The 26525-nt window shown below is 73.9% G+C and carries 22 protein-coding genes and 1 tRNA gene; 18 read left to right on the forward strand and 5 right to left on the reverse strand.

Features of this window, described 5'->3' with window-relative positions:
• The first annotated feature begins 8 nt into the window (after window positions 1–8).
• The 6 genes from BMY40_RS01405 to obgE all read left to right on the forward strand — a co-directional run bounded on the left by BMY40_RS01405 (window position 9) and on the right by obgE (window position 8466).
• A complete protein-coding gene (locus BMY40_RS01405) occupies window positions 9–605 on the forward strand; it encodes a GNAT family N-acetyltransferase (protein WP_093654476.1) in 597 nt (198 codons plus the stop codon).
• A gap of 152 nt (window positions 606–757) precedes the next feature.
• Window positions 758–1504 carry a TIGR03936 family radical SAM-associated protein gene (locus tag BMY40_RS01410; protein WP_093654478.1) on the forward strand — a complete coding sequence of 249 codons (747 nt, stop codon included), beginning with the start codon at window positions 758–760 and terminating at the stop codon, window positions 1502–1504.
• 414 nt (window positions 1505–1918) lie between these two features.
• Window positions 1919–5950, forward strand: a complete 4032-nt coding sequence (locus tag BMY40_RS01415; protein WP_425443054.1) for an Rne/Rng family ribonuclease — start codon at window positions 1919–1921, stop codon at window positions 5948–5950.
• Between the two features lie 253 nt (window positions 5951–6203).
• Entirely contained in the window at window positions 6204–6527 is a 324-nt protein-coding gene (gene rplU, locus BMY40_RS01420; protein ID WP_093654483.1) for a 50S ribosomal protein L21, read from the forward strand.
• Between the two features lie 14 nt (window positions 6528–6541).
• Window positions 6542–6799 carry a 50S ribosomal protein L27 gene (rpmA, locus tag BMY40_RS01425; RefSeq protein ID WP_065959305.1) on the forward strand — a complete coding sequence of 86 codons (258 nt, stop codon included), beginning with the start codon at window positions 6542–6544 and terminating at the stop codon, window positions 6797–6799.
• A 224-nt stretch (window positions 6800–7023) separates the two neighbouring features.
• Window positions 7024–8466: a GTPase ObgE gene (obgE, locus tag BMY40_RS01430; protein ID WP_093654484.1), complete on the forward strand. Its 1443-nt coding sequence runs from the start codon at window positions 7024–7026 to the stop codon at window positions 8464–8466.
• A gap of 94 nt (window positions 8467–8560) precedes the next feature.
• Here obgE and BMY40_RS01435 read toward each other — a convergent pair whose 3' ends face one another.
• From BMY40_RS01435 to BMY40_RS01445, 3 genes are all read right to left on the reverse strand, one after another.
• Window positions 8561–10726 carry an uS7 family ribosomal protein gene (locus tag BMY40_RS01435; protein ID WP_425443055.1) on the reverse strand — a complete coding sequence of 722 codons (2166 nt, stop codon included), beginning with the start codon at window positions 10724–10726 and terminating at the stop codon, window positions 8561–8563.
• A 271-nt stretch (window positions 10727–10997) separates the two neighbouring features.
• Entirely contained in the window at window positions 10998–12137 is a 1140-nt protein-coding gene (locus BMY40_RS01440) for a CDP-alcohol phosphatidyltransferase family protein (protein WP_093654488.1), read from the reverse strand.
• 242 nt (window positions 12138–12379) lie between these two features.
• Complete coding sequence (locus BMY40_RS01445) at window positions 12380–13537, reverse strand: acyltransferase family protein (protein WP_425443071.1); 1158 nt, start codon at window positions 13535–13537, stop codon at window positions 12380–12382.
• Between the two features lie 250 nt (window positions 13538–13787).
• On the opposite strand from BMY40_RS01445, the gene proB reads away from it, so the two are divergent.
• The 5 genes from proB (at window position 13788) to BMY40_RS01470 (ending at window position 18976) form a co-directional block, all read left to right on the forward strand.
• A complete protein-coding gene (proB, locus tag BMY40_RS01450; RefSeq protein WP_093654492.1) occupies window positions 13788–14906 on the forward strand; it encodes a glutamate 5-kinase in 1119 nt (372 codons plus the stop codon).
• Window positions 14907–15168: 262 nt separating this feature from the next.
• On the forward strand, window positions 15169–15561 hold the full coding sequence (locus tag BMY40_RS01455; protein WP_093654494.1) for a hypothetical protein: 393 nt from the start codon (window positions 15169–15171) through the stop codon (window positions 15559–15561).
• Between the two features lie 113 nt (window positions 15562–15674).
• Window positions 15675–16952: a glutamate-5-semialdehyde dehydrogenase gene (locus BMY40_RS01460; protein ID WP_093654495.1), complete on the forward strand. Its 1278-nt coding sequence runs from the start codon at window positions 15675–15677 to the stop codon at window positions 16950–16952.
• A 134-nt stretch (window positions 16953–17086) separates the two neighbouring features.
• Window positions 17087–17782: an SCO2584 family spore wall biosynthesis protein gene (locus BMY40_RS01465; RefSeq protein ID WP_093654497.1), complete on the forward strand. Its 696-nt coding sequence runs from the start codon at window positions 17087–17089 to the stop codon at window positions 17780–17782.
• Window positions 17783–17941: 159 nt separating this feature from the next.
• Window positions 17942–18976, forward strand: a complete 1035-nt coding sequence (locus BMY40_RS01470; RefSeq protein ID WP_342745051.1) for an SCO2583 family membrane protein — start codon at window positions 17942–17944, stop codon at window positions 18974–18976.
• Here the strand turns inward: BMY40_RS01470 and BMY40_RS01475 are convergent.
• Window positions 18954–20057 carry a M48 family metallopeptidase gene (locus BMY40_RS01475; RefSeq protein WP_093654500.1) on the reverse strand — a complete coding sequence of 368 codons (1104 nt, stop codon included), beginning with the start codon at window positions 20055–20057 and terminating at the stop codon, window positions 18954–18956. The two genes, BMY40_RS01470 and BMY40_RS01475, sit on opposite strands and share 23 nt — an antisense overlap.
• 141 nt (window positions 20058–20198) lie before the next feature.
• On the opposite strand from BMY40_RS01475, the gene BMY40_RS27835 reads away from it, so the two are divergent.
• The 7 genes from BMY40_RS27835 (at window position 20199) to BMY40_RS01505 (ending at window position 24970) form a co-directional block, all read left to right on the forward strand.
• Window positions 20199–20363, forward strand: coding sequence for a hypothetical protein (locus BMY40_RS27835; RefSeq protein WP_177213826.1), 165 nt, complete (start codon window positions 20199–20201; stop codon window positions 20361–20363).
• Between the two features lie 55 nt (window positions 20364–20418).
• A complete protein-coding gene (gene nadD / locus BMY40_RS01480; RefSeq protein WP_093654502.1) occupies window positions 20419–21048 on the forward strand; it encodes a nicotinate-nucleotide adenylyltransferase in 630 nt (209 codons plus the stop codon).
• Between the two features lie 13 nt (window positions 21049–21061).
• Window positions 21062–22942 carry a LytR C-terminal domain-containing protein gene (locus BMY40_RS01485; protein ID WP_245769776.1) on the forward strand — a complete coding sequence of 627 codons (1881 nt, stop codon included), beginning with the start codon at window positions 21062–21064 and terminating at the stop codon, window positions 22940–22942.
• A gap of 140 nt (window positions 22943–23082) precedes the next feature.
• Window positions 23083–23496: a ribosome silencing factor gene (rsfS, locus tag BMY40_RS01490; protein ID WP_093654506.1), complete on the forward strand. Its 414-nt coding sequence runs from the start codon at window positions 23083–23085 to the stop codon at window positions 23494–23496.
• Window positions 23497–23504: 8 nt separating this feature from the next.
• Window positions 23505–24146 (forward strand): histidine phosphatase family protein, encoded by a 642-nt coding sequence (locus BMY40_RS01495; protein WP_245769777.1) that lies wholly within the window; start codon window positions 23505–23507, stop codon window positions 24144–24146.
• Between the two features lie 241 nt (window positions 24147–24387).
• Window positions 24388–24460: transfer RNA gene (locus tag BMY40_RS01500), tRNA-Ala, on the forward strand.
• A 276-nt stretch (window positions 24461–24736) separates the two neighbouring features.
• Complete coding sequence (locus tag BMY40_RS01505) at window positions 24737–24970, forward strand: hypothetical protein (protein WP_093654511.1); 234 nt, start codon at window positions 24737–24739, stop codon at window positions 24968–24970.
• On the opposite strand, the gene BMY40_RS01510 is transcribed toward BMY40_RS01505, so the two are convergent.
• Window positions 24949–26361, reverse strand: coding sequence for a glycosyltransferase 87 family protein (locus BMY40_RS01510; protein ID WP_093654513.1), 1413 nt, complete (start codon window positions 26359–26361; stop codon window positions 24949–24951). The two genes, BMY40_RS01505 and BMY40_RS01510, sit on opposite strands and share 22 nt — an antisense overlap.
• Window positions 26362–26525: the final 164 nt, after the last annotated feature.

Below are 26525 nucleotides of genomic sequence, written 5' to 3' on the forward strand. Positions count from 1 at the left end.
CTGGCCGCATGCCCGAGCTGATCCTCCCCGACCCGCGTGTCCACGCCTCCTTCCTGGAGGCCGTGAAGGAGTTCGAGGCCGAGGGCCGGGGCGGGCCGGAGGACAACTCGATGGTCGGCCGCGACATCCTCCGGTACGGCGGGCGCTGGCACGATCCGGAGGTCTTCGCCGCGTACGCCGCCGCCGTCCGTGCCGACGCCGACGAGGACAGCCCGCGCCCCGAGGGCCACGTCCCGTGCACCACCCTGTGGTGGGCCGAGGGCGACACCTACCTCGGCCGCATCGCCATCCGCCACCGGCTCAACGGCTTCCTGCTCGACTACGGCGGCCACATCGGCTACGACGTCCGCGCCTCCGCCCGCCGCCGCGGCCACGCCACGGCGATGCTGCGCGCCGCTCTGCCCGTCGCGCACTCGCTGGGCATCGACCCGGTCCTGGTCACCTGCGACGACACCAACACCGCCTCCCGCCGCGTCATCGAGAAGTGCGGGGGTGTCTTCGAGGACCGGCGGGGGAAGAAACTGCGGTACTGGATCGCCACGGGACCGGCCGCGCCGCGTGCGCCGAGTGCCGGGCCGGGAGAGGGCGGAGCCGCCGGCGAGTAGGCTGGTGGGTAGGTACGGGCCTACCGGCCCCGCACCGGCGGGGACGGCCCGGCCGCCAGTGTTCGACCGAGGGGCGCTCGTCGCGCCACCCCGCAGCAAGGAGAAGGATCCTGGGCAAGCGACAGCCCGAAGGCCCGCCGCCCGCACCCGCGGTGCAGCGCATCCGCCTGCGTTACACCAAACGCGGCCGCCTCCGGTTCACCAGCCACCGCGACTTCCAGCGCGCTTTCGAGCGGGCGCTCCGCCGGGCCGAGGTGCCCATGGCGTACTCCGCGGGCTTCACCCCGCACCCGAAGGTCTCGTACGCCAACGCGGCGCCGACCGGCACGGGCAGCGAGGCCGAGTACCTGGAGATCGCCCTCACCGAGCGGCGCGACCCGGAGGTGCTGCGGCGGCTGCTCGACGAGTCGCTGCCCGACGGACTCGACGTCGTCGACGCGGTGGAGGCGCACACCAGCGGTTTCGCCGACCGTCTGACGGCCTCCCACTGGGAGCTGCGGCTCGACGGGGTGGAGCCGGAGGAGGCGCGCAAGGCGGTGGAGGTCTTCCTCGCGGCGGACTCGGTCGAGGTCCGGAGGCAGACGAAGAAGGGCATGCGCACCTTCGACACGCGCGCCGCCGTGGCCTCGCTGGAGGTCGCCCCGACCGGGTCCGATAGGCCCGGCGACGGTCCCTGTGCGATACTGCGCCTGGTGGTACGGCACCTGACACCTGCCGTACGACCCGACGACGTCCTGTCCGGCCTCCGAGCTACGGCCGACCTGGCGCCGCCGGTCCCCGCAGCGGTGACCAGGCTGGCGCAGGGGCCGCTCGATGAGGAGACCGGCACGGTGACCGATCCGCTTGCGCCCGACCGCGACGCAACCCCCGCCGCGACGGTGCCGGACGGCACCGCGTAAGGCCGACGCCGCCGCGCCGCCGATGTGCGAGGCACCAGGGAGCCACCCGGGTCCGGCCGTCAGGCAGGCGCATCCACCAGCAGACTTTCGCCGTAGCCGGGCCCGAAGGCACGGAACCGGCGAGCGAGACGACAGCTCCCGTGCGGCGCCCGCGCCCCGGACAGCGGCCCGCGCACATCACGCGGAGCCCAACCGGACCGAGGCACGGCGCCCGGGAGCGTGAACGGGAGAACCGCCCGCATGCGCGAACCCATGGAATCCGCAGAATCCACATCCGCGGAGAACACCGAAACCACGCCCACAGCGTCCCCCGCGACCGGTACAGGGGCGGAAGCAGGACAGGGCGGCCCCAGCGACACGCTGCCGCCGCGCCGGCGCCGCCGCGCCGTGTCCCGGCCGGCGGGACCGCCCGCGGTGGCCTCGGCCGAGCCCGAGGTCGTCACAGCGGCGGTCGCCGCCGCACCGGCCGGGGAGCCGTCGGCGCGGACCGCGGAGCCCGCCGCCGCGTCCGAGCCCGCCGCCGAGCCCGCACCTGAACCGGCCGCCGAGGCGCAGGCCGCGCCCGCGCGCCCCCGGCGCCGCGCCGTACGCCGGGCCTCGGCCCCGGCCGGCCCGCCGCAGGCGGCCGAGACGGTGGTGCCCGCGGAGCCCGCCGCCGAGACGGCCGAGGCACAGGCCGAGCCCGCCGGTGTGCCCGAGCCCGCCGCGGCCGAGGAGCAGCCGGCCCCGGCGCGTACGCGTCGCCGTGCCACCCGCCGGGCCTCCGCCCCCGCGGGCCCGCCGCAGACGGCCGGAGAAGGTGCGGAGCAGGAGGAGTCCGCGCGGCGGGAGCCCGCCGCCGAAGCGGCGGAACCGGCCGAGTCCGCGGAAGCGGCCGCCGAGGAGCAGCCGGCACCCGCCCGTGCCCGGCGGCGTACCCGCAGGACCGCCGAGAAGCCCGCTCAGCAGGAGTCCGCACAGGAGGAGCCCGCAGCGGAACCGGAGCCCGCCGCCGAGGCGCCGGCCGCCGAGGCGCCAGCCGAGGCCCCCGCCGAGGCCCCCGCCGAGACCGGGCGCCCCGCGAGGACCCGGAAGCCCGCGAAGGCCAAGGCGAGGGCCGGCAAGCCCGCGGAGGCGGAGGAGTCCGCACAGGAGGAGCCCGCGGCGGAACCGGAGCCCGCCGCCGAGACCGAGCCCGCCGCTCCCCGGCGCGCCCGCAGGAAGCCGCCGATGGCGCCGATGGCGGTGTTCCAGGCGCCCGTGTTCGCCGAGCCGGTCTTCCAGACCCCGGAGACCGCGGCGGCCGCCGCCGCTGCCGAGTCCGCCGAGGACGAGGAGGAGCCGGAGACCTCCGAGGAGTACGGGACCGGGGCCGGGACCGGCGGCAGTGCGGAAGCCGAGCGCGAGGAGCGCGCCGCTGCCCGCCGCCGTCGCCGCCGCCGCAGGGGCGGCGAGCCCGCCGAGCAGGAGGAGCGGGACGAGCAGCCCGCCGCCGGGAGTGCCGGAAGCGCCGAGGAGACCGCAGAGGCTCAGACCGGGACCGGGACCGGGGCCGGAGCGGCCGAGGACACCGGCGAGGAGGACGAGGAGACCTACGGCCGGGGCGAGACCGACGAGGGCGAGGAGCGTCCCTCGCGCCGCCGCCGCCGTGGTGGGCGCCGCCGCCGTCGCGGCTCCGACGCCGAGGCGTCCGAGGACGCCGCCGAGGGCGAGGAGGACGACGAGGCCCGCGAGAGCACCGGGGAGAGTGGGGGAGCGGCCACCGAGAACGGCCGGGAGGACGGGGAGCGGGACGAGGAGGCGGAGGAGCACCAGGGCGCCTCCAGCAGCTCCTCGCGCCGCCGTCGCCGGCGCCGCCGCCGCAGCGGCGAGGCCGAGCCCCAGGCCGCCGAGGCGGCTCCGGACGACCCGGAGCGCACGGTCGTCAAGGTCCGCGAGCCGCGGAAGAAGAAGGACGAGCCGTCCGAGAGCGCCGACGGCGTGCAGTCCATCAAGGGCTCCACCCGTCTGGAGGCCAAGAAGCAGCGCCGCCGCGAGGGCCGTGAGCAGGGGCGCCGCCGCGTCCCGATCATCACCGAGGCCGAGTTCCTGGCCCGCCGCGAGGCCGTCGAGCGCGTCATGGTCGTCCGCCAGAGCGGCGAGCGCACCCAGATCGGGGTGCTGGAGGACGGCGTCCTCGTCGAGCACTTCGTCAACAAGGAGCAGGCCACCAGCTACGTCGGCAACGTCTACCTGGGCAAGGTCCAGAACGTCCTGCCGTCGATGGAGGCCGCCTTCGTCGACATCGGCAAGGGGCGCAACGCCGTCCTGTACGCCGGTGAGGTGAACTTCGAGGCGCTGGGCCTGTCCGGCGGTCCGCGCCGCATCGAGACCGCGCTCAAGTCCGGCCAGTCCGTCCTGGTCCAGGTGACCAAGGACCCCATCGGCCACAAGGGTGCCCGGCTGACCAGCCAGGTCTCCCTCCCCGGCCGCTACCTGGTCTACGTGCCCGAGGGCTCGATGACCGGCATCAGCCGCAAGCTGCCGGACACCGAGCGGGCCCGGCTCAAGCAGATCCTCAAGCGGATCGTCCCCGAGGACGCGGGCGTCATCGTCCGCACCGCCGCCGAGGGCGCCAGCGAGGACGAGCTGCGCCGCGACGTTGAGCGGCTCCAGGCGCAGTGGGAGGACATCCAGAAGAAGGCCCGCAAGGGCGGCGCGCCGACGCTGCTCTACGGGGAGCCGGACATGACCGTCCGCGTCGTCCGCGACATCTTCAACGAGGACTTCTCCAAGGTCGTCATCAGCGGTGACCAGGCATGGGAGACGATCCACGGGTACGTCTCGCACGTCGCGCCCGACCTGGCCGACCGGCTCCAGCGCTGGACCTCCGAGGTGGACGTCTTCGCCACCTACCGGATCGACGAGCAGCTGATGAAGGCGCTGGACCGCAAGGTCTGGCTGCCCAGCGGCGGATCGCTGGTCATCGACCGCACCGAGGCGATGGTCGTGATCGACGTCAACACCGGCAAGTTCACCGGCCAGGGCGGCAACCTGGAGGAGACGGTCACCAGGAACAACCTGGAGGCGGCCGAGGAGATCGTGCGCCAGCTCAGGCTGCGCGACCTCGGCGGCATCATCGTGATCGACTTCATCGACATGGTGCTGGAGTCCAACCGCGACCTGGTCATGCGCCGCCTGCTGGAGTGCCTGGGCCGTGACCGCACCAAGCACCAGGTGGCCGAGGTCACCTCGCTGGGGCTGGTCCAGATGACGCGCAAGCGGGTCGGCCAGGGGCTGCTGGAGTCCTTCTCCGAGACCTGTGTGCACTGCAACGGCCGGGGTCTGATCGTCCACATGGACCAGGTGCAGACCCAGGGCGGCGGCGGTGGCGGCAAGCGCGGCAGGAAGAAGGGCAAGGCCGCGGGCCAGCAGCCCGAGACTCCCGTCGAGGCGCCTGCCGCCGAGGTGCCGGCCGAGGCCCCGGAGGAGGAGCCGGCGGCCGAGACGCCCGCAGAGGTGGCGGCGGAGGCCGCCGAGCCCGCGGCGCTGCCGGAGCCGGAGTTCGTCCCGGACGAGGAGCTGTACAGCAGCGCCGCCGAGGCCGAGGAGGCCGCCCGGCGCGGCCGCAGGCGGCGGCGCGCCGGCGGCCGCAAGGTGTCGGCTCCGGCGGGTCCGCCGAAGGCGGCTGCCGAGGTGGAGGCCGCGGTGACGGTGGTTCCGGCCGCCGAGCAGGCGCCGCAGGCGCCTGCGGAGGAGCCCGCCGAGGCCGTCGTGCCCGAGGCCGTCGTGCCCGAGCCGGCTGCGGAGGAGGCCGCGGCGCCCGAGCCGGCTGCCGAGGAGGCCGCGCCGCGTACCCGGCGCCGTGGTGCGCGCAAGGTGTCGGCTCCGGCGGGTCCGCCGAAGGCGGCTGCCGAGGTGGAGGCCGCGGTGACGGTGGTTCCGGCCGCCGAGCAGGCGCCGCAGGCGCCCGCGGAGGAGCCCGCCGAGGCGGCCGAGCCCGTGGAGGCCCCGGTCGAGGCCGCTCCGCCGGCCCGTCCCCGCCGCCGTGTGGTGCGCCGTGCGGCCGCTCCGGCCGGCTCTCCCGAGGCGGCCGAGATCACCGAGCCCGCGGTCCCGTCCGCCGGGCCCGCCGCGGAACCGGAGCCCGCCGCCGAGGCGCCGGCCGAGGTCCCCGCGGAAGCCTCCTCGGAGACCGCCGCGGAGACCGCCGCGGAGACTCCCGCGGAGGAAGCCGCCCCGGCGAAGAAGGCGGCCCGCAAGACGGCGAAGAAGGCCACCGCCAAGAAGGCGACGGCGAAGAAGGCCGCCACCAAGACCGCCGCCAAGAAGGCGACGGCGAAGAAGGCCGCCACCAAGACCGCCGCCAAGAAGGCGACGGCGAAGAAGGCCACCGCCAAGACCGCCGCCAAGAAGACGGCCGCCCGCAAGACCGCGGCGGCCGAGCAGCAGAGCCCGTCGTCCGTCTCGGCCCCGGCCGAGGAGTGACGGACCGGATCGGCCCCGGACGCCCACCGGCGTCCGGGGCCGGTTTGACCCCCCGCGACAAAGCCCCGTAACCTTGACCGTCGCGGCGTGTCGATGGACACGCCAGGCTCCTGAGCAAATCCCTCCACGCACTCCGCGAGGTGTCGCGTGAGCGCGAGGAGAGGCCGCTCAATCCACTCGGATCCGCACGGGCCACGCCCGTGGCGAGCGGCTGGCATCAGGGGCTCCACCCACGAGCGAGAGAGAGTTCCGCGTGTACGCGATCGTGCGCACCGGCGGCCGCCAGCAGAAGGTGTCCGTCGGCGACGTCATTGAGGTTGACCGTATCTCCACCAGCAAGGTCGGCGACAGCGTCGAGCTCTCGACCCTGCTCATCGTCGATGGCGACGCGGTCACCAGCGACCCGTGGGTCCTGGCCGGTGTGAAGGTCCACGCCGAGGTCGTGGACCACCACAAGGGTGCCAAGATCGACATCATGAAGTACAAGAACAAGACCGGCTACCGCAAGCGGATCGGTCACCGTCAGCTGCACACCGCGCTGAAGATCACCGGTATCGACGCCCCGGCGACGAAGTAAGGGACTGAGGAGAGATGGCACACAAGAAGGGCGCATCGTCCACTCGGAACGGTCGTGACTCCAACGCCCAGCGGCTCGGCGTGAAGCGCTTCGGCGGTCAGGTCGTCAACGCGGGCGAGATCCTGGTCCGCCAGCGCGGCACCCACTTCCACCCGGGCTCCGGCGTGGGCCGCGGCGGCGACGACACCCTGTTCGCGCTCGCCGCCGGTGCGGTGCAGTTCGGCACCTCCCGCGGCCGCAAGGTCGTGAACATCGTCCCGGTCGCCGAGTAACCACCGGCTCCGGTACGACCCGCAGCACCCTCCGAGGGCGGACCGCCTCCCGTCCGTACGTGTCCCGCGCGTACGGACGGGGAAGCGGTTCCGCCCTCGGCGCGTTGCAAGAAGTCGTGGAGGGCGGCCCGCCGCGCGCCGCGCCGCCGCACCGGTGCGGCACCCCGGCGGTCCGCACCCCGCAATCAGCACACCCCTCGAACACCAGCCTGGAGGCACCCGTCATGACCACCTTCGTGGACCGCGTCGAGCTGCACGTCGCCGCGGGTAACGGAGGCCACGGCTGTGCCTCCGTCCACCGTGAGAAGTTCAAGCCGCTGGGCGGCCCGGACGGCGGCAACGGCGGCCGGGGCGGCGATGTGATCCTCGTCGTCGACCAGTCCGTGACCACGCTGCTGGAGTACCACCACACCCCGCACCGCCGGGCGACCAACGGCAAGCCCGGCGAGGGCGGCCACCGCTCGGGCGCGGACGGCAAGGATCTGGTGCTGGCCGTCCCGGACGGCACGGTCGTCCTGGACCGGCAGGGCAACGTGCTCGCCGACCTCGTCGGCCAGGGCACCACCTTCGTCGCCGGACGCGGCGGACGCGGCGGCCTGGGCAACGCCGCGCTGGCCTCGGCCCGCCGCAAGGCGCCGGGCTTCGCGCTGCTGGGCGAGCCGGGGGAGACCCGCGACATCGTCCTGGAGCTGAAGACGGTGGCGGACGTGGCCCTGGTCGGCTACCCGTCGGCGGGCAAGTCGTCCCTGATCTCCGTCCTCTCCGCCGCCAAGCCGAAGATCGCCGACTACCCCTTCACCACCCTGGTGCCCAACCTGGGCGTGGTGACGGCCGGCGCGACCGTCTACACCATCGCCGACGTGCCCGGCCTGATCCCCGGCGCCAGCCAGGGCAAGGGGCTGGGACTGGAGTTCCTGCGCCACGTGGAGCGCTGCGAGGTCCTGGTCCACGTGCTGGACTGCGCGACGCTGGAGTCCGAGCGCGACCCGGTGACCGACCTCGACGTCATCGAGGCAGAGCTGGCCCAGTACGGCGGCCTGGACGGCCGTCCGCGCGTGGTGGTGCTCAACAAGGTGGACATCCCCGACGGCCAGGACCTGGCCGACATCATCCGCCCCGACCTGGAGGCGCGCGGCTACCCGGTCTTCGAGGTCTCGGCCGTCAGCCGCAAGGGGCTCAAGGAGCTGTCCTACGCCCTGGCGGGGATCGTGGAGGAGGCGCGCGCGGCCAGGCCGAAGGAGGAGGCGACCCGTATCGTCATCCGCCCCCAGGCCGTGGACGACGCGGGCTTCACCGTCACACAGGAGGGCGACGGTTTCTTCCGGGTGCGCGGCGAGAAGCCGGAGCGCTGGGTGCGCCAGACCGACTTCAGCAACGACGAGGCCGTCGGCTACCTCGCCGACCGGCTCAACCGCCTCGGTGTCGAGGACGAGCTGATGAAGGCGGGCGCCCGCGAGGGCGACGGCGTGGCCATCGGGCCGGACGAGGACGCGGTCGTCTTCGACTGGGAGCCCTCGGTGGCCGCGGGCGCGGAGATGCTCGGCCGCCGTGGCGAGGACCACCGCATGGACACCCTCCGCCCGGCCGCCCAGCGCCGCCGCGACCGCGAGGCGGAGCGCGACGAGGCCCTGCGCGCGTACGAGGACTTCGACCCCTTCGAGGAGTAGGAGCGGCGCGGTACGGACGGCGAAGCGGCGGTGGCCCCGTCCTCTCCCTGGAGAGGACGGGGCCACCGCCGCTTCGCGGCTCACCGGCCGCACGTCAGGTGGTGAGTGAGTTCTCCGGGTCGCTGTGGTCGGGCTGCTCCTGCACGGCCTCCGCGGCCTCGGCCGCCTCCGCCGCCTCGGCGGCCACCCGCGGTGCCGGAGCGTCGTCCGTGCGCAGGGCCATCAGCTCGCGGCGCCTGTCAGCCTTGGCGCACAGCGCCGCGACCGCCCGGTCGAAGCGGACGATCGACGGCGGATCGGCCGGCCCCAGCAGGTGCACCTTCAGCTCGGCGCGGGCCCGCGCCATGGTGTCCCGGGACGGGTCCCGGACGGAGTCCAGCAGGGCGGGCACGCCGGCCGCGTCGGGGGTGAGGATGGTGGCCGCCCGCACGGTCGGCAGGCCGGCCCTGAACTCCTCCTCCGCCAGACCGCTGGTGTTGGCGACCGCGTACGGCTTCTCACTGGCCAGCCAGTCCGAGACCACGCTGGAGACATCGCTGATCAGCAGGTCGGAACGGTTGAAGCAGGTGTACAGGGCGGGCCGCGGCCCGGTGATCACCAGATGCTCCCACTCGGGGAAGGACGCCCAGTAGGCCTCCTCCCAGGCGGCCGTCGCGGCCGCCACCGCCGCCTCCCGGTCCCCCCCGGGCGTGGACTGGAGCAGCATCCGCTCCATCTCGTCCGCGCTCGGCCGGAACGCCGTGGTGGTCAGCTCGTCCAGCGCGGCGGTGCGGCGGGCCAGCTCGGCGGCGGCCTCCGGACCGGGGCGCGGGCCGGAGCGCCGGGCGTTGGCCTCGGCGATCATCTGCTGGATGCGCTCGTTGGCGCGGGCCGCGCGCGGGTCGACCGAACCGGTCATCGGGTGGGGCTTGTACAGCAGCCGCACCTTCGGGTCCGCCAGCAGGGCGCGGACGATGTTCTCGCCGGCCAGGATGACCGAGGTGTTGCCGGGGTCGTCGGTCCAGCCCTCCCAGGTGGGCGCGTACAGCACCGTGACGGGGCCGTCCGCGGCCGGGGGCCCGGCGTAGTGGCGGATCGGCGCGAGCTGCGGTCGGCCGACCTCCACCACGTCGCGGTCGTCGACGCCGATGTCCGCGAGCCGGTAGCGGTCCCGGGCGGCCCGGCCCGCGACCCACACCTCGTCGTAGGCCTTGGCGTAGGGGTTGCAGCTGGAGAGCTTGTCGCTCTCGCCGTGGTTGATGAAGGCGTGCTTGATCGACGGGATGCGCAGCACCTGCGAGGTCTTACCGGAGTTCGCCGGGTGCAGCATCATCTTGAGCGAGGAGTGCTCCAGCCGCATCAGGTGCGCGACCTTGGGGATGCACACGATGGGCACGTCGGTCGCGTCGATCTTCTGCACCATGAACCGCTCGCGCAGCACGATCAGCGGCCTGGCCTCCAGCGCGGAGAGCGTGCTCAGCCACATGTTCGCCTGGTAGGCGGAGGCGGCGCCGCCGGAGAAGTACATCGCCACCGTCGGCCGGTACTCGGCCAGCCAGCGGTCCAGCCACTCCAGCGCCTGCTGCTCGTTCGCGGGCTGTGCGCCCGGCCGCAGCCAGGCGGCGAGCCGCAGGATGCCGCCCAGGTGGAGGGCCAGGGTGACGCCCACCCCCAGCAGGCCCCACAGGGCTTCGGCGGTCAGGGCCGAGGCCATCAGCCCGGCCGTGGCGGGCAGGGCGAAGTACAGCAGCCGGCGGCTGGGCTGGCGGGCCAGCAGCCGCGGCGGCGCGGAGGACAGCCGCAGGGCGGACGCGTCGATGTTGCGGGTGACGAAGGGGAGGGTGCGCCGGCGCCTGATCAGCAGTGCGACGGCCTGGCAGCAGAAGTGCAGGAAGTAGCCGGCCAGCAGGGCCAGGGCGAGGGGCTGCTCCTCCAGGGGATCGATGCCCGGCAGCCGGACCAGGCCGACGACGATCAGCGCGTCGCGCAGCAGCTGGCGGGCGGTGACGTCGAAGCGCAGCCTGCCCAGTGCGGCGACCAGCCGGGGCTGCCGGTGCACCAGGTACAGGTCGAGCAGAAGGCCGACCGAGGAGCCCGCGACGAACAGGGCGGTGTTCGCCAGCAGCGCGCCCAGCAGCTGTGCGAGGAGGGCCGCGCCCAGCAGGACGGAGAGGGCCAGCGCGTGCTTCACCGAGAAACTCGGGGGGGCGGGCCGTGCGGTACCTCCCTTGGGCCGTTGCTTACCGCGGAAGAGCCTCAGGACTGGGAACGAGGCGGACATCAGACAGGTCACGCTCCAGGAAGGGACGTCATACGTGTCGTCTCGCCTACCGCCCACCCCCTGCCTACCGGGCCTCCCGGCACCGCTCCCCAACGGCGATCGGCATGCGACGGAGTGTTCGACGACCACTCGGTGATGCGTTTGCGGCGCTCATCCTACGGTTATCGCGGCGGTGTCCTCGCGCGGTGCCCTCGCGCAACGCCGGGCGGGGCGGTGAACGAGGGGCCGGCCCCCCGTTCACCGCCCCGCCCGGCGGCGTGCGTACCCGTCCCTACCGGCCGCCGACGGCGGTGCCGTCGCGCGACGGCAGGCTCTCTCCGTCCGGGCCGCCGGGCTGGGCCGGGATTCCCGGAGCGGTGCCGGAGGCGGTCTCGGGAACCTCGGGGACCGGGTAGGAGGCCAGGGTGCGCTCGAAGTCCCTGGTGGACAGCAGCAGCTTGTAGATGATCGCGAGCTCGAACACCATCAGCAGGGAGCCCGCCGCGACGGTCACCGGCATGATCGCGCCGAGGACCGGGCCCACGATGAAGACGGCCATCTGGAACTCGATGCCGCTCACCAGGTGGGTGCGGATGCGGTGCCGGAGCAGGAAGGTGCGGAAGCGGCCGCACCAGGGGAACCGGCTCTTGAACTCCACGTGCAGGTCGATGACCTTCTTCTCCCGCGGCCGGGCCCCCTCGCCGCTCCCGGCTCCGGTGTCCGGGCCCTCCCGGCCGGGGTCGTCGTCGAGGTCCGCCGTGGGGTTCTCACGGAGGAGGTCCTCCATGAAGGCGATCCCCTGCTCCTCGTCGCCGTCGTTCTCCCGTTTCCGCTCCCGCTCCCGTTCGCGCTGCTCCAGCTCCTGGTCCCGCTCCAGTTCCTCGGCGGTCATCAGGGCCCTCGCCGCCCGCCGGCTGGCCTTGGCGCGGGCCCTGATCTTCTTGCGCATGCTGTGGCGCACCTTGAAGATCTGGAGCGCGTCCAGGTAGCGCAGGGCGTCCAGGAAGACCACGACGAGGGCCAGCCAGACGTACGCCACCTCCCCCGTGCGGGAGTACTGGCCGCCCATCAGGGCGACGGCGCAGATCAGCACCCGCACCCGGTCGAACACGTAGTCCAGCCAGCCGCCGAACTCCGAGCCCTTCCCCGTGAGCCGGGCGAGCTTGCCGTCCATGCAGTCCAGGATGAAGCTCAGGTGGTAGAGCCCGGCCCCGATCAGCAGCCACTTCCAGTCGCCGCGCGCGAAGCAGGCGGCGGCGGCGAGGCCGAGGAGGAGCGCCCCCCAGGTGATCTGGTTCGGCGTCACCCGGGTCCACTTCGCCGTCCACCGGACCAGCGGCGTGGCCACGGGGTCGACGAGCAGCACCGTCCACCAGGCGTCGCGCTTCTTCTCGGTGAGGCGGCGCACTTCGGAAAGGGGGGGTATGTCCATGTCTGGTCGGCAGTCCTCGTAGGCGGTCGGGAAGTGGGCCGGAGCCGATCGGCGTCCGGGGGAGCCCGTCACCCGGACGTTCCGCGCAACCCTCGCAAGGCGCGCAGAGCACACGCAGCCCGAAGATTGGGTTACCTGCGGGTGCAATCGATCTGAACCGCAAGTTAAGACACATGGGATGACCGAATGGTTGCCCTCGATTTCGGCCACGTGCCCACCGGACGACCGGGGAGGCTTCCGGCTCAGGCGCCGGGCGCCGCGGTCCGCCGGTCCCGGCCCGCCCGCGCCGGGGGCTCAGGGGCGAAGAACCACTCCAGCCGCGGCTCCATCGCCCAGCGGAAGGCCCTGACCACCGGGGGCGTGGTCAGGGCCACGGCCACCGCGGCCGCGACCGCGGTGACGAGCAGGACACCCGGCGCGCTGTTCACGAAGCCGCCCTCGTACCAGTCCCAGTAGTGCGCCCCCTTGGCCAGGAAGCCGTGCAGCAGGTACGCGTACAGCGTCCCGGCGCCCAGCGCCGTGAACCAGGTGCGCCGGGAGGGCGTCAGGCTCAGGAAGGCGGCGCTCAGCAGCAGGGAGCAGCCGAGCATCCCCAGCGTCATCAGCACCCCGGCCCAGCCGGGAGCGCCGAGCTCCTGGGCCGCGTAGCGGTGGTAGAACCAGTCCGGGTTCATCCGGGGCACGGTCCAGTAGGCCGCCAGGGCGCCCAGCGCGAGGACGGCCGGCGCGAGCAGCCGCAGACGCCGGTCCCGCAGAGCCTCGAAGTGGCGCCGCTCCAGGCGCAGGCCCAGCACGAAGAACGGCAGGTACTGGAGCACCCGCTGCAGGGCGAGGTCGCCGCCGATGTCGGGGGAGGCCGTGGCCGCGGCGGCCAGGACGACCGACACGGTGAAGGGGTACCGCAGCGCGCGCCACAGGGGAGCGGTCAGCCGCCAGATGAACAGCGCCATGAGGAACCAGGTCAGGTACCACGGGTGCAGCAGGGTGATCCTCGGTTCCTCGCCGGTGTTCCAGGCGCGGAACAGGTTGAGCGCCGTCTCGAAGACGACGTACGGCACGGCCACCCCGGTGACCAGCCGCCGGATCTGGCGCGGCCGGAAGGAGAAGCTCCGGGAGAAGTGGCCCGAGACGATGGTGAAGGCGGGCATGTGGAAGGCGTACAGCAGCAGATAGCCCGCCGCCACGGCCCGGCTGCCGTCGCGCAGCCCCTCCCACGAGTGCCCGACGACGACCAGCACGATGGCCAGGAACTTGGCGTTGTCGAAGAACGCGTCGCGCTCCCGGGACCGTCTGCCTCCCTCCGCGCCCGGGGTGTCCGGCGTGTCCGAGGCGGTCGAGGCGTCCGGGCGGCCCGGAGTGTTCGGGGAGGCGACGGCGGGGGAGACCTGGCTCACGGGGATCCTTCCCTCCGGGTGACGGAACGGATATGTCGGATGATCTGGCGAGAGGACGCCCGTCAGTCTCCGGCGGCTCCCGGCGGAGCGCAAACGCCGCCCGGCCCCCGTTCCGCCCATCGGGCGCACCGTCCGGCCGTCGGAACGGGCGGGCGGGCCGGGCGGGGGCTCGCGTAGATTGCGGAGCGACCGGACGAGAGAACGCATACAGGGGACGGCGCAGGTGGCAGCGGCAGAGCAGGGCGTTCGGCGGGACGTGCGAGACGCCCGCAGGATCGTGGTGAAGATCGGGTCGTCCTCGCTGACCACCGCCGCCGGCGGGCTGGACGCCGACCGGGTGGACGCGCTGGTGGACGTGGTGGCCCGGCAGCTCGGCGCCCCGGAGGACGAGGACAGCAAGGAGATCGTGCTGGTCTCCTCCGGCGCCATCGCCGCCGGACTGGCGCCGCTGGGCCTGGAGAAGCGCCCCCGCGACCTCGCCCGCCAGCAGGCCGCCGCCAGCGTCGGCCAGGGGCTGCTGGTGGCCCGCTACACGGCCTCCTTCGCCCGCTACGGCCGGCGCGTGGGCCAGGTGCTGCTGACCTCGGACGACACCAGCCGCCGCGCGCACTACCGCAACGCCTACCGCACCCTGGACCAGCTCCTGGCCATGGGCGCGGTGCCGATCGTCAACGAGAACGACACCGTCGCCACCGACGAGATCCGCTTCGGCGACAACGACCGCCTGGCCGCGCTGGTCGCCCACCTCGTCCGCGCCGAGCTGCTGGTCCTGCTCTCCGACGTCGACGGCCTCTACGACGGCAACCCGGCCACCCCCGGCACCTCCCTCATCCAGGAGGTGCGCGGCCCGCACGACCTGGACGGGGTGGAGATCGGCAGCGCCGGGAAGGCCGGGGTCGGCACCGGGGGCATGGTCACCAAGGTCGAGGCGGCCCGGATCGCAGCCGGGGCCGGCGTCCCCGTGGTGCTCACCTCCGCCACCCGCGCCGCCGACGCCCTCGCCGGGCGGCCCGTGGGCACCTACTTCCACCGCACCGGCCGCCGCTCCGCCGGCCGGCTGCTGTGGCTGGCCCACGCCTCCGCCCCGCGCGGCGCGCTGGTGCTGGACGACGGCGCGGTACGGGCCGTCGTCGAGCGGCGCACCTCGCTGCTGCCCGCCGGGCTGGCCGGGGTGGAGGGCGAGTTCTCCGCGGGCGACCCGGTCGAACTGCGGGACGCCGCCGGGCGGCCCGTCGCCCGCGGACTGGTCAACTTCGACGCGCGCGAGATCCCCCGGCTGATCGGCCGCTCCACCCGCGACCTGGCCCGCGAGCTCGGTCCCGCGTACGAGAGGGAGGTCGTCCACCGCGACGACCTGGTCCTGCTGCGTCACTGACGGCACCCTCGGGTCAGCCTTTCAATGGGCACCTTCCCGAAAACCGCCACACGGCGGCTCGAGTACTGGTCCACTTCTGTGGGAGGGCCGCTCCGGGACGGCGGCCCACCGCGTGACCGCACGAGCGCAGTCGCCCGAGCGCGGTCACGCGAGCGCAGTCATGAGTTCGGCACCACACGGGAGGCCGCCGGTGAGACGACTGACCAGCGTCGACTTGGGGTACCCCCAGCGAGGCGACGGGGCGGGGAGCCCCCTGCGGGGCATGGCGGAGCCGGGTTCCCGCCGCAGCGGGGAGGACGGCCGCTCCGGCGGCGCCTCGCGCCTGTGGCACGTCACCCTCAGCGTCTCCGGTGCCGAGGCCCCGCTGAGGGACGTCAGGCGGGCGCTGGAGCGGCTCGCCCACGACCACCCCTTCCTGCTGGCCGGCCGGTACGCCAACGACCACGCCGAGATCCGCTACTGGGAGGAGGCCCGCGACCTCCACGACGCCGCGGCCGTGGCGCTGCGGCTGTGGGGCGAGCACCGGGCGTCGGCGAAGCTGCCGCCGTGGGAGATCGTCGGGCTGGAGGTCATCGGCCGCGAGACCTACCACCAGCGGGTGGCCGAGGGCTACGGCCCGCACCCCGCCGTACCGGCGGGCGTCCACCCGTTCTGACACCGCACCGGTGTGCCCGGGCGGCGGTCGCGCGCGGCGTGCCCGGGGCGCACCGCCCGTCTCGTACTGCGGACCCCAGGATGGACGCCGCCCGCCCTGGCTACGCTGGGAGCATGAGCAGCGCATCGCAGACCTCGCCCGTGATCGACACCGCCCGCCGCGCCAAGGAGGCGGCCGCCGCGCTCGCCCCGCTGCCGCGCACCGCACGCGACGGTGCGCTGCTCGCGATCGCCGACGCCCTGGTGGCCCGCACCGGCGAGATCGTCGAGGCCAACGCCGCCGATGTGGACAGGGCCCGCGCCGCCGGAACGGCCGAATCCGTCGTCGACCGGCTCACCCTCACCCCCGAGCGGATCGCCGCCATCGCCTCCGACGTGCGCGACGTGGTGGCCCTGCCCGACCCGGTGGGCGAGGTGGTGCGCGGCTCCACGCTCCCCAACGGCCTGGAACTGCGCCAGATCCGGGTGCCGCTCGGCGTGGTCGGCATCATCTACGAGGCCCGGCCCAACGTCACCGTGGACGCCGCCGTGCTCTGCCTGAAGGCCGGCAACGCGGTGCTGCTGCGCGGCTCGTCCTCCGCGTACTCCTCCAACACCGCCCTGGTCGCCGTGCTGCGCGACGCCGTGGCCTCCGCCGGGCTCCCGGCCGACGCCGTCCAGCTCGTGCCCGGCGAGAGCCGTGACAGCGTGAAGGAGCTGATGCGCGCCCGCGGCCTGGTGGACGTGCTGATTCCGCGCGGCGGCGCCTCCCTGATCAAGACGGTCGTGGAGGAGTCCGTCGTCCCGGTCATCGAGACCGGCACCGGCAACTGCCACGTCTACGTCGACGAGCACGCCGACCTCGACACGGCCGTGGAGATCCTGGTCAACTCCAAGGCGCAGCGCCCCAGCGTCTGCAACGCCGCCGAGACCGTGCTGGTGCACTCCGGCATCGCCGACGCCTTCCTGCCGCGCGCCCTGGCCGCGCTGGAGAAGGCCGGGGTGACCGTGCACGGCGACGGGGCCTGGGCGAAGGCGGGCGAGGCCGAGGGCGTGGACGTGGTGCCCGCCACGGAGGAGGACTGGGCCACCGAGTACCTCTCGTACGACATCGCCGCCGCCGTGGTGCCCTCCCTGGACGCCGCGGTGGAGCACATCCGCCGCTGGACCTCCGGCCACACCGAGGCGATCGTCACCTCCGACACCACCGCGGCCCGCCGCTTCGTGTCGCTGGTGGACTCCACCGCGGTCATGGTCAACGCCTCCACCCGCTTCACCGACGGCGGCCAGTTCGGATTCGGCGCCGAGATCGGCATCTCCACCCAGAAGCTGCACGCCCGCGGACCCATGGGCCTGCCGGAGCTGACCTCGACGAAGTACGTGGTCACGGGCGAGGGGCACGTACGCGGCTGAGCCCGCCGCCGGCGCGCTCCCGCGGGGGCCCACGGGCTCCCGCAGGCCCCCGCGGACGCTCGCGGACCTCGTACGAAGCAGACGAATCACCGTTCTCCCTGCCCAAAGTCCTCCGGCGGGTCTACGCTGGTCCCGTGCCGGAGGATGTGGGGGGCCAGCCGCACCAGAGCGGTGAGGAGCCCGACGACCGCGACCGCGCGGCGGCGGACGACGCGTTCGCCTCCGTGGTACTCGACGAGTCCTTCGTACGTGCCGCCCTGATCCACGAGCCCACCGCCGCCGAGCGCACCCTGGCCGCCGCCCAGTCCCCCTCCGAGACCGAGGCGGCGCTCGCGCACGACGACCAGTACGGCTACGGACCGTGGCGGGACGATCCCGAGGGCGCCGAACACGACCGCGACACCGGGCCGGACGACGGCGACGACCACCACGGCCGGTACCGCTACGGCCGGCTGGAGTTCGCCGACCGCCTCGACCACCTGGAGTACGTGGAGGACACCGAGTACCCCGAGGACGCCGGGTACGCCGGCTACACCGAGGAGAGCGACGGCCGGGGCGGCCTCCACGGGCGCCCCCCGCGCCCGTACCGGGGCCATGTCCGCTGGCAGCGGCCGGTCGCCTGGGTGCTCGCCGTGGTGATGGGCGTCGGCATCGTCGCGATGGCCTTCGCCGCCGTCCACCGGGGCGCCTCGGGTCAGCGGCAGCAGACCCCGCCGGAGCCGCCGCCGGCCACCAGCGGGGTCGACGCCCCGCCGCCGGCCGGCCGGTCCGGCGCGCTGCCCTCCCTGTCCGGCCACTACAGCACCTCCTCGCTCGGCGGTCCGGCGTAACGGGCGCGGCCGGGCCGCCGGCCTGCCGGGTGCCCGGTAGGCCGCCCGGCGGACACCGCCCGACTTTTCCCGTGATCGATGCCTGCGGGCCGGTTTGGGATCTTTCCTCCGGCCTACTCTGGGGGTATGGCCGGGCCTGGAGACCCACCGCCCCGGGGCTTGCCCGGAGGCGGTGACGACGAGTACCGCTCCACCGTCTTCGACGAGTCGTTCGTCCGGGCTGCCCGTCTCCAGGAGTTCTCCGCGCGGGAGCGGCTGGTCGACTGCGAGCACCCCGTCCGCCCCCTCCCGCCCCGGCCGCTGCACGGGGTGCCGTGGCGGGGCCTGGTCCTGGCGGTGCTGATCGTGCTCGCCTTCGGAGCCGTGGTCTACGCGGGGGTGAGCGGCCCGCGGCAGCCCGTGGAGCAGCCGGGCCCGCGGGTGATGAGCAGCACGGTCGTCCCGCTCTCGCCGGACGGGGGGAACGGGGTGCCCGGGGGGCGGCCGTCACGGCTGTTCGAACGCAGCCCGGCCGCGGAGTTCTACACCGGGGCCGCCGGGGTGACGCTCCCCCCGGTCCGCTCCACCGCCCACTTCGCCGACAGCCAGGTGCTCGCCGCGCTGGCCGTCGCCAAGGAGTACGTGGTCGAGAGCTCCCTCAACCCCGAGGTGCTCAGCGGCAGGACCGCGCGGCCGGTGCGGATACTGATCGACCCGGACCAGCACGCGCAGTTCGACCGCAGCATCAAGCGGCCCGCGGCGGACGGCCACCACGCGGCGACCGGCTGGCTGGTGCGCTTCGATCCCGAGCGCACGGAGTTCGCCGGCGAGGGGGTGCGCGTCCGCGGCACGATGAAGGTCCGCGAGGCGGAGGCCGACGCGCTGGAGATCGTCACCGACCACGTCTTCGTCTACGCCGTCCGCCCCGCCGCCCGGGCGGACGGCGAGGCGGCCTCGCTGTTCACGGTGCGGCGCGAACTGCGGCTGCGCTTCGACCGCGAGGACCTGCGCGACCACCATCTGACGGTGGAGCGCAGCGAGGTGCGGGCCGGGCCGATGTCCTGCGCGGCCCGGGCCCACGACGCCCTGCGCCCGCTGACGGCCGGGCAGACCGCCGACGCCGACCACCCGGCCGGCACCGACCCCTACGTGCGCGACGGCGGCGACAGCCCGGTGTGCGGGACGCTGGACCCTAGCTCCCTGCCGCGCCCGTAGCGCCCTCCGCGCCGCCGCTCCCGCCGCCGTCGCCCTTGGCGCCGCCGTTCGCACCGCGCCCGGCGAAGCGGTCGCGCAGCTTCCCGCCCAGGTCCCCGGCGCCGTCGCCCAGGTCCCGCAGCAGGCCCATGAGCGGGTCCTTGCTGGTGCGCACGGTGTCGGAGTAGTGGCTCGCGGACTGCCGGAACGACTCGTAGACCGAGGTGTCCTTGTCGTCCTCGCGCCGGTCGTAGTGGCCTTCCATGATCCGCTGGTGGTCGCGGCTCGCGGCCCACTTGCGCAGCTCCGCGGCGCGCACGGTGGTGAAGGGGTGGCTGCGCGGCAGCACGTTGAGGATCTTCAGTACCGAGTCGCGCAGATCGCCGGAGGACTCGTACTCGTCGGCCTGCTTCAGGAACGCGTCGACGTTCATCTCGTGCAGGTGGTTGCCGCCGGCGATCTTCATCAGGCCGCGCATCGACGCCTGGAGGTCCTGGCCGGCCAGCAGCCCGGCCCGGTCCGCCGACAGCTCCGACTTGCGGAACCACTCGCGCAGCGCCGTCACGAGCGCCATGATCGCCACGTTCCCCAGCGGGATCCACGCCACCTTGACGGCCAGACCGGTCAGGAACAGCAGGATCGTCCGGTACACCGCGTGACCGGACAGGGCGTGGCCGACCTCGTGGCCGATCACCGCCCGCATCTCCTCCTCGTCCAGCAGCTCCACCAGCCCGGTGGTCACCACGATGACCGGCTCGTCCAGGCCGATGCACATGGCGTTGGGCTTCGGGTCCTGCGTGACGTACATCGCCGGGACCTTCTCCAGGTCCAGGATGTAGCAGGCGTCGCGCAGCATGGCGTACAGGTGGGCGAACTGGGCGTCGTCCACCCGGACCGAGTCCGACAGGAACAGCAGGCGCAGGCTGCGCTCGGGCAGCAGCCCGCTCAGGGCCTTGAAGACCGTGTCGAATCCGCTCAGCTTGCGCAGCGCCACCAGCGCGGAGCGGTCCGCGGGATGCTCGTAAGCCCGAGAGGAGATCCCCGGGAAGCGCCGCCTGCTGCGGCCGGGAAGGTGCTCGGTGGTGCCGTTGCCGTTGGTCATCGTCCGCCCCCTGCGGGTCTGGTGTGGGCCCGTCCCCCGTGTCGGACCCCACCCTAGGTGGTGGGTGCCACACGCCACAGCACCCCGCCCCGCTTACGATGTGGCTCAAGTTTCCGCCCCTACCCGATAGGTCTGCCGACGATGACCCTCCCCGACACCGTGCACACCCTGACCCTCCTGGCCTCCGGTGCCGAGAACGGCGAGCACGGCGGCGCGTCCGCCAACCCCTACGCCACCGGTTTCGGCGCTCTGGCGGTGCTGCTCCTGCTGCTGTGGATCACCACCCGCTTCAACCGGGACCGCTGAGGCACCGGGCCCGGGCGGCGGCGCGATCGGCGCCGGACGGCTAAGGTCGGCACGCATGGGAGAGCACATAGTGTCCGGCGCCGGCAAACGGCGGCTGGGAGTGATGGGCGGGACGTTCGATCCCATCCACCACGGGCACCTGGTCGCGGCGAGCGAGGTGGCGGCCAGGTTCCACCTGGACGAGGTGGTCTTCGTGCCGACCGGGCAGCCGTGGCAGAAGAGCCACAAGGCGGTGTCGCCGGCCGAGGACCGCTACCTGATGACGGTCATCGCCACGGCGTCCAACCCGCAGTTCTCGGTCAGCCGCATCGACATCGACCGCGGCGGCCGGACGTACACCATCGACACCCTGCGGGACCTCAGGGCGCTGCACGCCGAAGCCGACCTGTTCTTCATCACCGGCGCCGACGCGCTCGCCCAGATCCTGACCTGGCGCGACGTCGACGAACTGTTCTCGCTCGCCCACTTCATCGGGGTCACCCGTCCGGGGCACGCCCTCGCCGATCCGGGCCTGCCGGCCGGCGGGGTGTCCCTGATCGAGGTCCCGGCGCTGGCCATCTCCTCGACGGACTGCCGTGCGCGTGTGGCGCAGGGGGACCCCGTCTGGTATCTGGTGCCGGACGGTGTGGTGCGCTACATCAACAAACGCCGGCTGTACCGGGACGGCCGGGCGCCGAAGGGCTAGAGGGGCGGCAGTCGTGAACGACCGACAGGACCCGTACGGGCTGGGGGACCCGCCGCAGGCGAGCGGCCACATCTACGGTTACGACGAGTACGGTCGGCCGGTCTACGGCGAGCAGGGCCACGACAGCCCCGCCGGGCAGTACGGGGACGCCTCGTACGACCCGGCGTACGGCTCCGCGTACGGGCAGGGCCCGGGGACGGGGCAGCAGCCCGCTTACGACCCGTACGGCACCGGCGCCTACGGCACGGGGGCCCACGACCCGGGCACGTACGCCCCCGACTCCTACGCCCCCGACCCCTACGCCGCGGGCGCCCGGGGCGGGTACGCGCCGGACGCGTACGCCCAGGGCGGCCCCTACGCCCCCGGCTCCCCCGCCGACGGGTACGACGGGCAGGGGCGGTACGGCGACTGGGACTCCTCCGCCACCGGTCACCAGGAGCCGGTGACGGAGGCGTGGATCCCGCAGCAGGCCCAGGGGCCCTGGTACGGGGAGCGGTCCGCCGGGGACGCCGGTCCGGCCGGGTCCGCCGGAGCCGAGGCGGCGACGGAGACCGGGCCCGGCGCCGACCGCGGCGCGGGCGGGCGTGCCGGTGACGGCGCCCCCACCGGTGACGGCACCGATGCCGACGAGTACCGCACCGAGGAGTTCTCCTTCGTCGAGGAGCAGGACGAGGAGTCCGAGGACGTCATCGACTGGCTGAAGTTCTCCGAGAGCCGCACCGAGCGGCGCGAGGAGGCCAAGCGCCGGGGCCGCAACCGCACGGTGGCCCTGGTCGTCGCGCTCGCCGTGGTGCTGGCCGGCGGGGTCGGCTGGCTCTGGTGGGCGGGCATGCTGCCCGGCACCTCCGGGGACGGCGGGGCCGCCGAGGCGGCGTCGAGTGCCCAGAAGCGCAAGGTGATCGTCGTCCACCTGCGGGAGATCGACGGCGGGGAGATGTCCACCGCGCTGCTGGTCAACAACGAGACGGCGGGCAGGGGCACCACCGTTCTGCTGCCCAACTCCCTGGTCGTCTCCTCCGGCGGCACGGGCGGGGGGACGACGCTGGGCAAGTCCTTCGAGGCCGAGGGCGCGGCGGCCACCCGCGACGCGCTGGGCCTGCTGCTGGGCACCGACATCAGGGGCACCTGGCGACTGGACACCCCCTACCTGGAGAACTGGGTCGATCTGGTCGGCGGCATCTCCCTGGACGCCGACGCCACCGTGCCCGGTGCGAAGGAGGGCGACGATCCGCTGGTGCGGCGGGGCAAGGGGCGCGATCTGGACGGGAGGGCCGCCGTCGCCTATGCCACGCACCGGGCCGCGGGCGAGCCGCAGACGAAGCAGCTCGCCCGGTTCGGGCAGGTCCTGCGGGCCACGCTGGAGAAGATGTCCGACGACCCGAAGACCGCCACCGGCACGGTCCGGGCGCTGACCCAGATCCTCGACCCCTCCCTGACCGACGGACAGCTCGGAGCCAGCCTCGCCTCGCTGGCCGGATACGCCAGGAAGGACGCCTACGGCACCGAACTGCTGCCGGTGGAGGCGGACGGCACGCTCAGCGACGCCACCAGCGAGGGCCTGGTGAAGGACGTGCTCGGCGGCACGGTGAAGAACACCGATCCGAACGCCACGCCGCGCGTGAGCCTGAAGGACGCCACCGGGGACGAGAAGGCGGCGAACAACGCCCGGGTGGCGCTGGTCAACGGCGGCTACACCGTGGTCGGCGGCGGCAGCGCGGACTCCGCGCAGGCCACCACCCGCGTGACCTACTCCGACGCCGGGGACAGGGCCAGGGCCGAGGAGGTCGCCAGGACCCTCGGTCTGTCCGAGAAGGCCGTGGCCAAGGGCAAGGGCGCGGCGAACGCGGACATCACGGTGGTGCTGGGCCGGGACTACGGCTCCGGGGGGCAGTGAGGCCGGCGGGAAGGGCGGGGAGACCCGGAGGGAAGCCGGCGGGGTCCGGCGGGAGGGGGCCGCCGGGCCCGACGGAGCCGGTCCGCGGCGGATCGTGAGACCCTGGAGGGGTTGTAGACCACCGACCGAAAGCGTTGCCTGTGACCGCCACGGACCGCTCCATCGAGCTGATCAACGCAGCAGCCCAGGCTGCCGCCGACAAGCTCGCCCACGACGTCGTCGCGTACGACGTCAGCGATGTGCTCTCCATCACCGACGCCTTCCTGCTGGCCTCCGCGCCCAACGACCGCCAGGTCAAGGCGATCGTCGACGAGATCGAGGAACGGCTGCAGAAGGAGAAGGGCGTCAAGCCGGTGCGCCGCGAGGGCGAGCGCGACGGTCGCTGGGTCCTGCTGGACTTCGTCGACATCGTGGTGCACGTCCAGCACAGCGAGGAGCGGGTCTTCTACGCGCTGGAGCGCCTGTGGAAGGACTGCCCGGAGATCGACCTGCCCGAGGACGCCAAGGCCACCCGGGGCAAGGGCGAGGCGGGCGAGGGCGGTGAGCTGAGCTGAACGGACGCGTGGCCGGACGCGGTCGCCGCATCGTGCTGTGGCGGCACGGGCAGACCGCGTGGAACCTCGAACGCCGCTTCCAGGGCACCACGGACATCGAGCTGACCGAGGCGGGCCTGGAGCAGGCCCGCCGCTCCGCGCGGCTGCTCGCGGCGCTCAGGCCGGACGCGATCATCGCCTCCGACCTGAAGAGGGCCGTCGACACCGCCGCCGAGCTGGCCGCGATCACCGGCCTGGAGGTCACCCGCTACGAGAGCCTGCGCGAGACGTACGCGGGCGTGTGGCAGGGGCTGACGCACGAGGAGATCGTCGAGCGCCACGGCGAGGAGTACGCCGCCTGGAAGCGCGGCGAGCCCGTGCGGCGCGGCGGCGGCGAGCTGGAGACCGAGGTGGCCGACCGCGCGGCGCCGGTGGTCGAGGGCAACGCCGAGAAGCTGCCCGACGGCGGGGTCCTGGTCGTGGTCAGCCACGGCGGCACGATCCGCACCACCATCGGCCGCCTGCTGGGCCTGGAACCGAGCTCGTGGGAGTCGCTGGGCGGACTGACCAACTGCTGCTGGTCCGTCCTGGGCGAGGGGGCGCGCGGCTGGCGGCTGCTGGAGCACAACGCCGGAACGCTTCCCCAGCCGGTCCTCGGCGACGACGTCTGACGCGGTCCGCACGGCCGGCGCCCCGCCCTCTCCGGCAGGGGCCCCGCCGGAGACGGACCGGGGCGGACCCGGGGTGGACCCGGTCGGACCGGGACGTGCCGGTGCGGACCGGAGACCGGTCCGGGGCGGTTCGGACCGGTTCGTGGGGCCGGTCCGAGGCGGATTTCGCATTCGGGCAGGTCACCGGTTAAGATTCTTCCCGTTCACGGCACCGCGGTGAGAGCGGCGGAGCCGGAGCGATGGGGCTATAGCTCAGTTGGTAGAGCGCTTGCATGGCATGCAAGAGGTCAGGAGTTCGATTCTCCTTAGCTCCACGGAAGCGAGAGAGATCCCGTCCCCCACCGGGGGCGGGATCTTCGTTTTTCCGACGGGGGCCGTCCCGGAGCGGCGGGGAGGAAGCGGAACCTCGCCGCACACGTTCGGCGCACTCCTGCACACAGGCGGAGCATGGCAGAATCGGACCGCCGGACGGGCCGCTGCGCGCAGCTGGAACCCGCCGGGGCGTTCGGAGACATCGAGGACGGCAGAGACAGCGGAGGGGTTCCCCACGTGCGCACGCCTGCGGTCACGGCTGGAGTTGACTGACGGACATGGGTGCACACAGCAGGAAGTGCGACTGGTGCGGCAGCGGGACCCCGATCGTCCGCGACATGGAGCCGGTCAACGCGGCGTACCAGTACTGGTGCGTCGAGTGCGCGCGGGCGCTGATCATCAAGGGCGACCCGATCGAGACCTACCGCGAGCTGGAGGGCGAGCCGATCTACGGCCGGCTCCTGGAGGAGCACTGCACCCTCAAGCGCTTCTACTCCTTCGTGGTGGCCTGACCGCCGCCCGCCCGCGCGGAGGCCGGTGAGGCCGTACGTGCCCTGGGCGCCGGGAGGGTGCCGAAGGAGCCGGGCGGGCACGGATACGGCGCGGGCCGCCGCAGCGCGCGTACCACCAGTACCGCGGCCAGTGCCACCAGCGCCGCGCCCGCTGCCGGGTAGACCGCCGACAGCGCCATCTGCGCGCCGCTCTGCCGCAGTTCGAACCGCTCCACCGGGGAACCGTGCGGCACCCACCACAGGGCGTAGGAGCAGAACAGCAGCGCCGCCAGTGCCGTACCCGCCCACCACGGCGCACTGCTCCGGCGCAGCGCCTCCGATCCCAGCAGCAGCACCGCGGGCACGCACCACACCCAGTGGTGCGACCAGGAGACGGGGCTGACCAGCAGCGCGGTGCAGGCGACGCAGACGGCGGCCCAGGCTTGTGCGGAGGGCAGCCGGCGCGGGCCGGCGAGGGCCACGGCCACCGCGACGGCGAGCCCCGCCGCGGTCGCCGCGACGGCGAGCAGCGTCCAGCCGGCGCCGGGTTCGGCCGTGTGCAGCAACCGTGCCAGGACGCCGCGCAGCGACTGGTTGGCGGTGTCCTCGACCCGGCCGACGCGCTCGGGCGAGAAGACCGCCTCGGTCCAGAAGTGCCGGGAGTCCCGCGGCAGCACCAGCGCCGCCAGCACGACCGTCCCGGCGAACGCCCCCGCGGCGACGGAGGCCCGGCGCAGCCAGTGGTTCCAGAGCCGCACCGGGCGGTCGGCGAGCCGCCTCCGCCGCCAGGCCAGCGCCAGTCCGCACAGGGCCAGGAACACCGCGAACAGGGCGGGGGTCAGTTTGATCCCGGCGGCCACCCCGATGCCGACGCCGGCCCAGCGGTGGCCGGCGCGCCGGGACAGGTCCCACAGCACCAGCACCGCCAGCAGCAGGTTGATCTGGCCGTACCGCAGCGTCGTCCACACCGGCTCGCACCAGACGGCGACCGCCGACAGCGCCAGGACGGCGGCCGGGCGCGGAAGGTCCAGCGGACGCCCGATCAGCCGCAGCGACAGATGGACCAGGGCGACCAGCAGGGCGAGGTTCGCCGCGGTCGCCAGCAGCCGCATCGTCGGCACGTCGACGAGGGTCAGCGGCATGAACAGCAGCGCGGCGAACGGCGGGTAGGTCATGGGCAGTTCGGCGTGCGTGGCGCGCATCGTGTACAGGTCGCCGCCGGTGCGCGCCGTCCAGCCCTCGGTCCGGTAGACCATCAGGTCGATCATGGAGACGTTCGCCGCGCTCTGCACCGCCAGGAAGGCGGTGAAGGAGAACAGGCAGAACACGGCGGCGAGCCGCGTGGACCGCTTCAGCAGGTACGCCCGCGCCGCGGGGAACCGGCGGTCGGCGGTCAACTGCAGCGTACTCACGGGCGGCTCCGGGTCCTGGCTGTGACGGTCGTCGGGTCGGGCGGGGCGGTCGGGCCTTCCACGGCCGGCCGTGTGCGTGGACGTGCGCGCGGGTGCGGCCGGTTGCCCGTACGCGCCGGGCGGGCGCGTACGGGCGTGGAGATCCGACACTACCCGGACGGCCG

Origin of the sequence: Streptomyces radiopugnans (assembly GCF_900110735.1) — a bacterium.
Classification (GTDB): domain Bacteria; phylum Actinomycetota; class Actinomycetes; order Streptomycetales; family Streptomycetaceae; genus Streptomyces; species Streptomyces radiopugnans.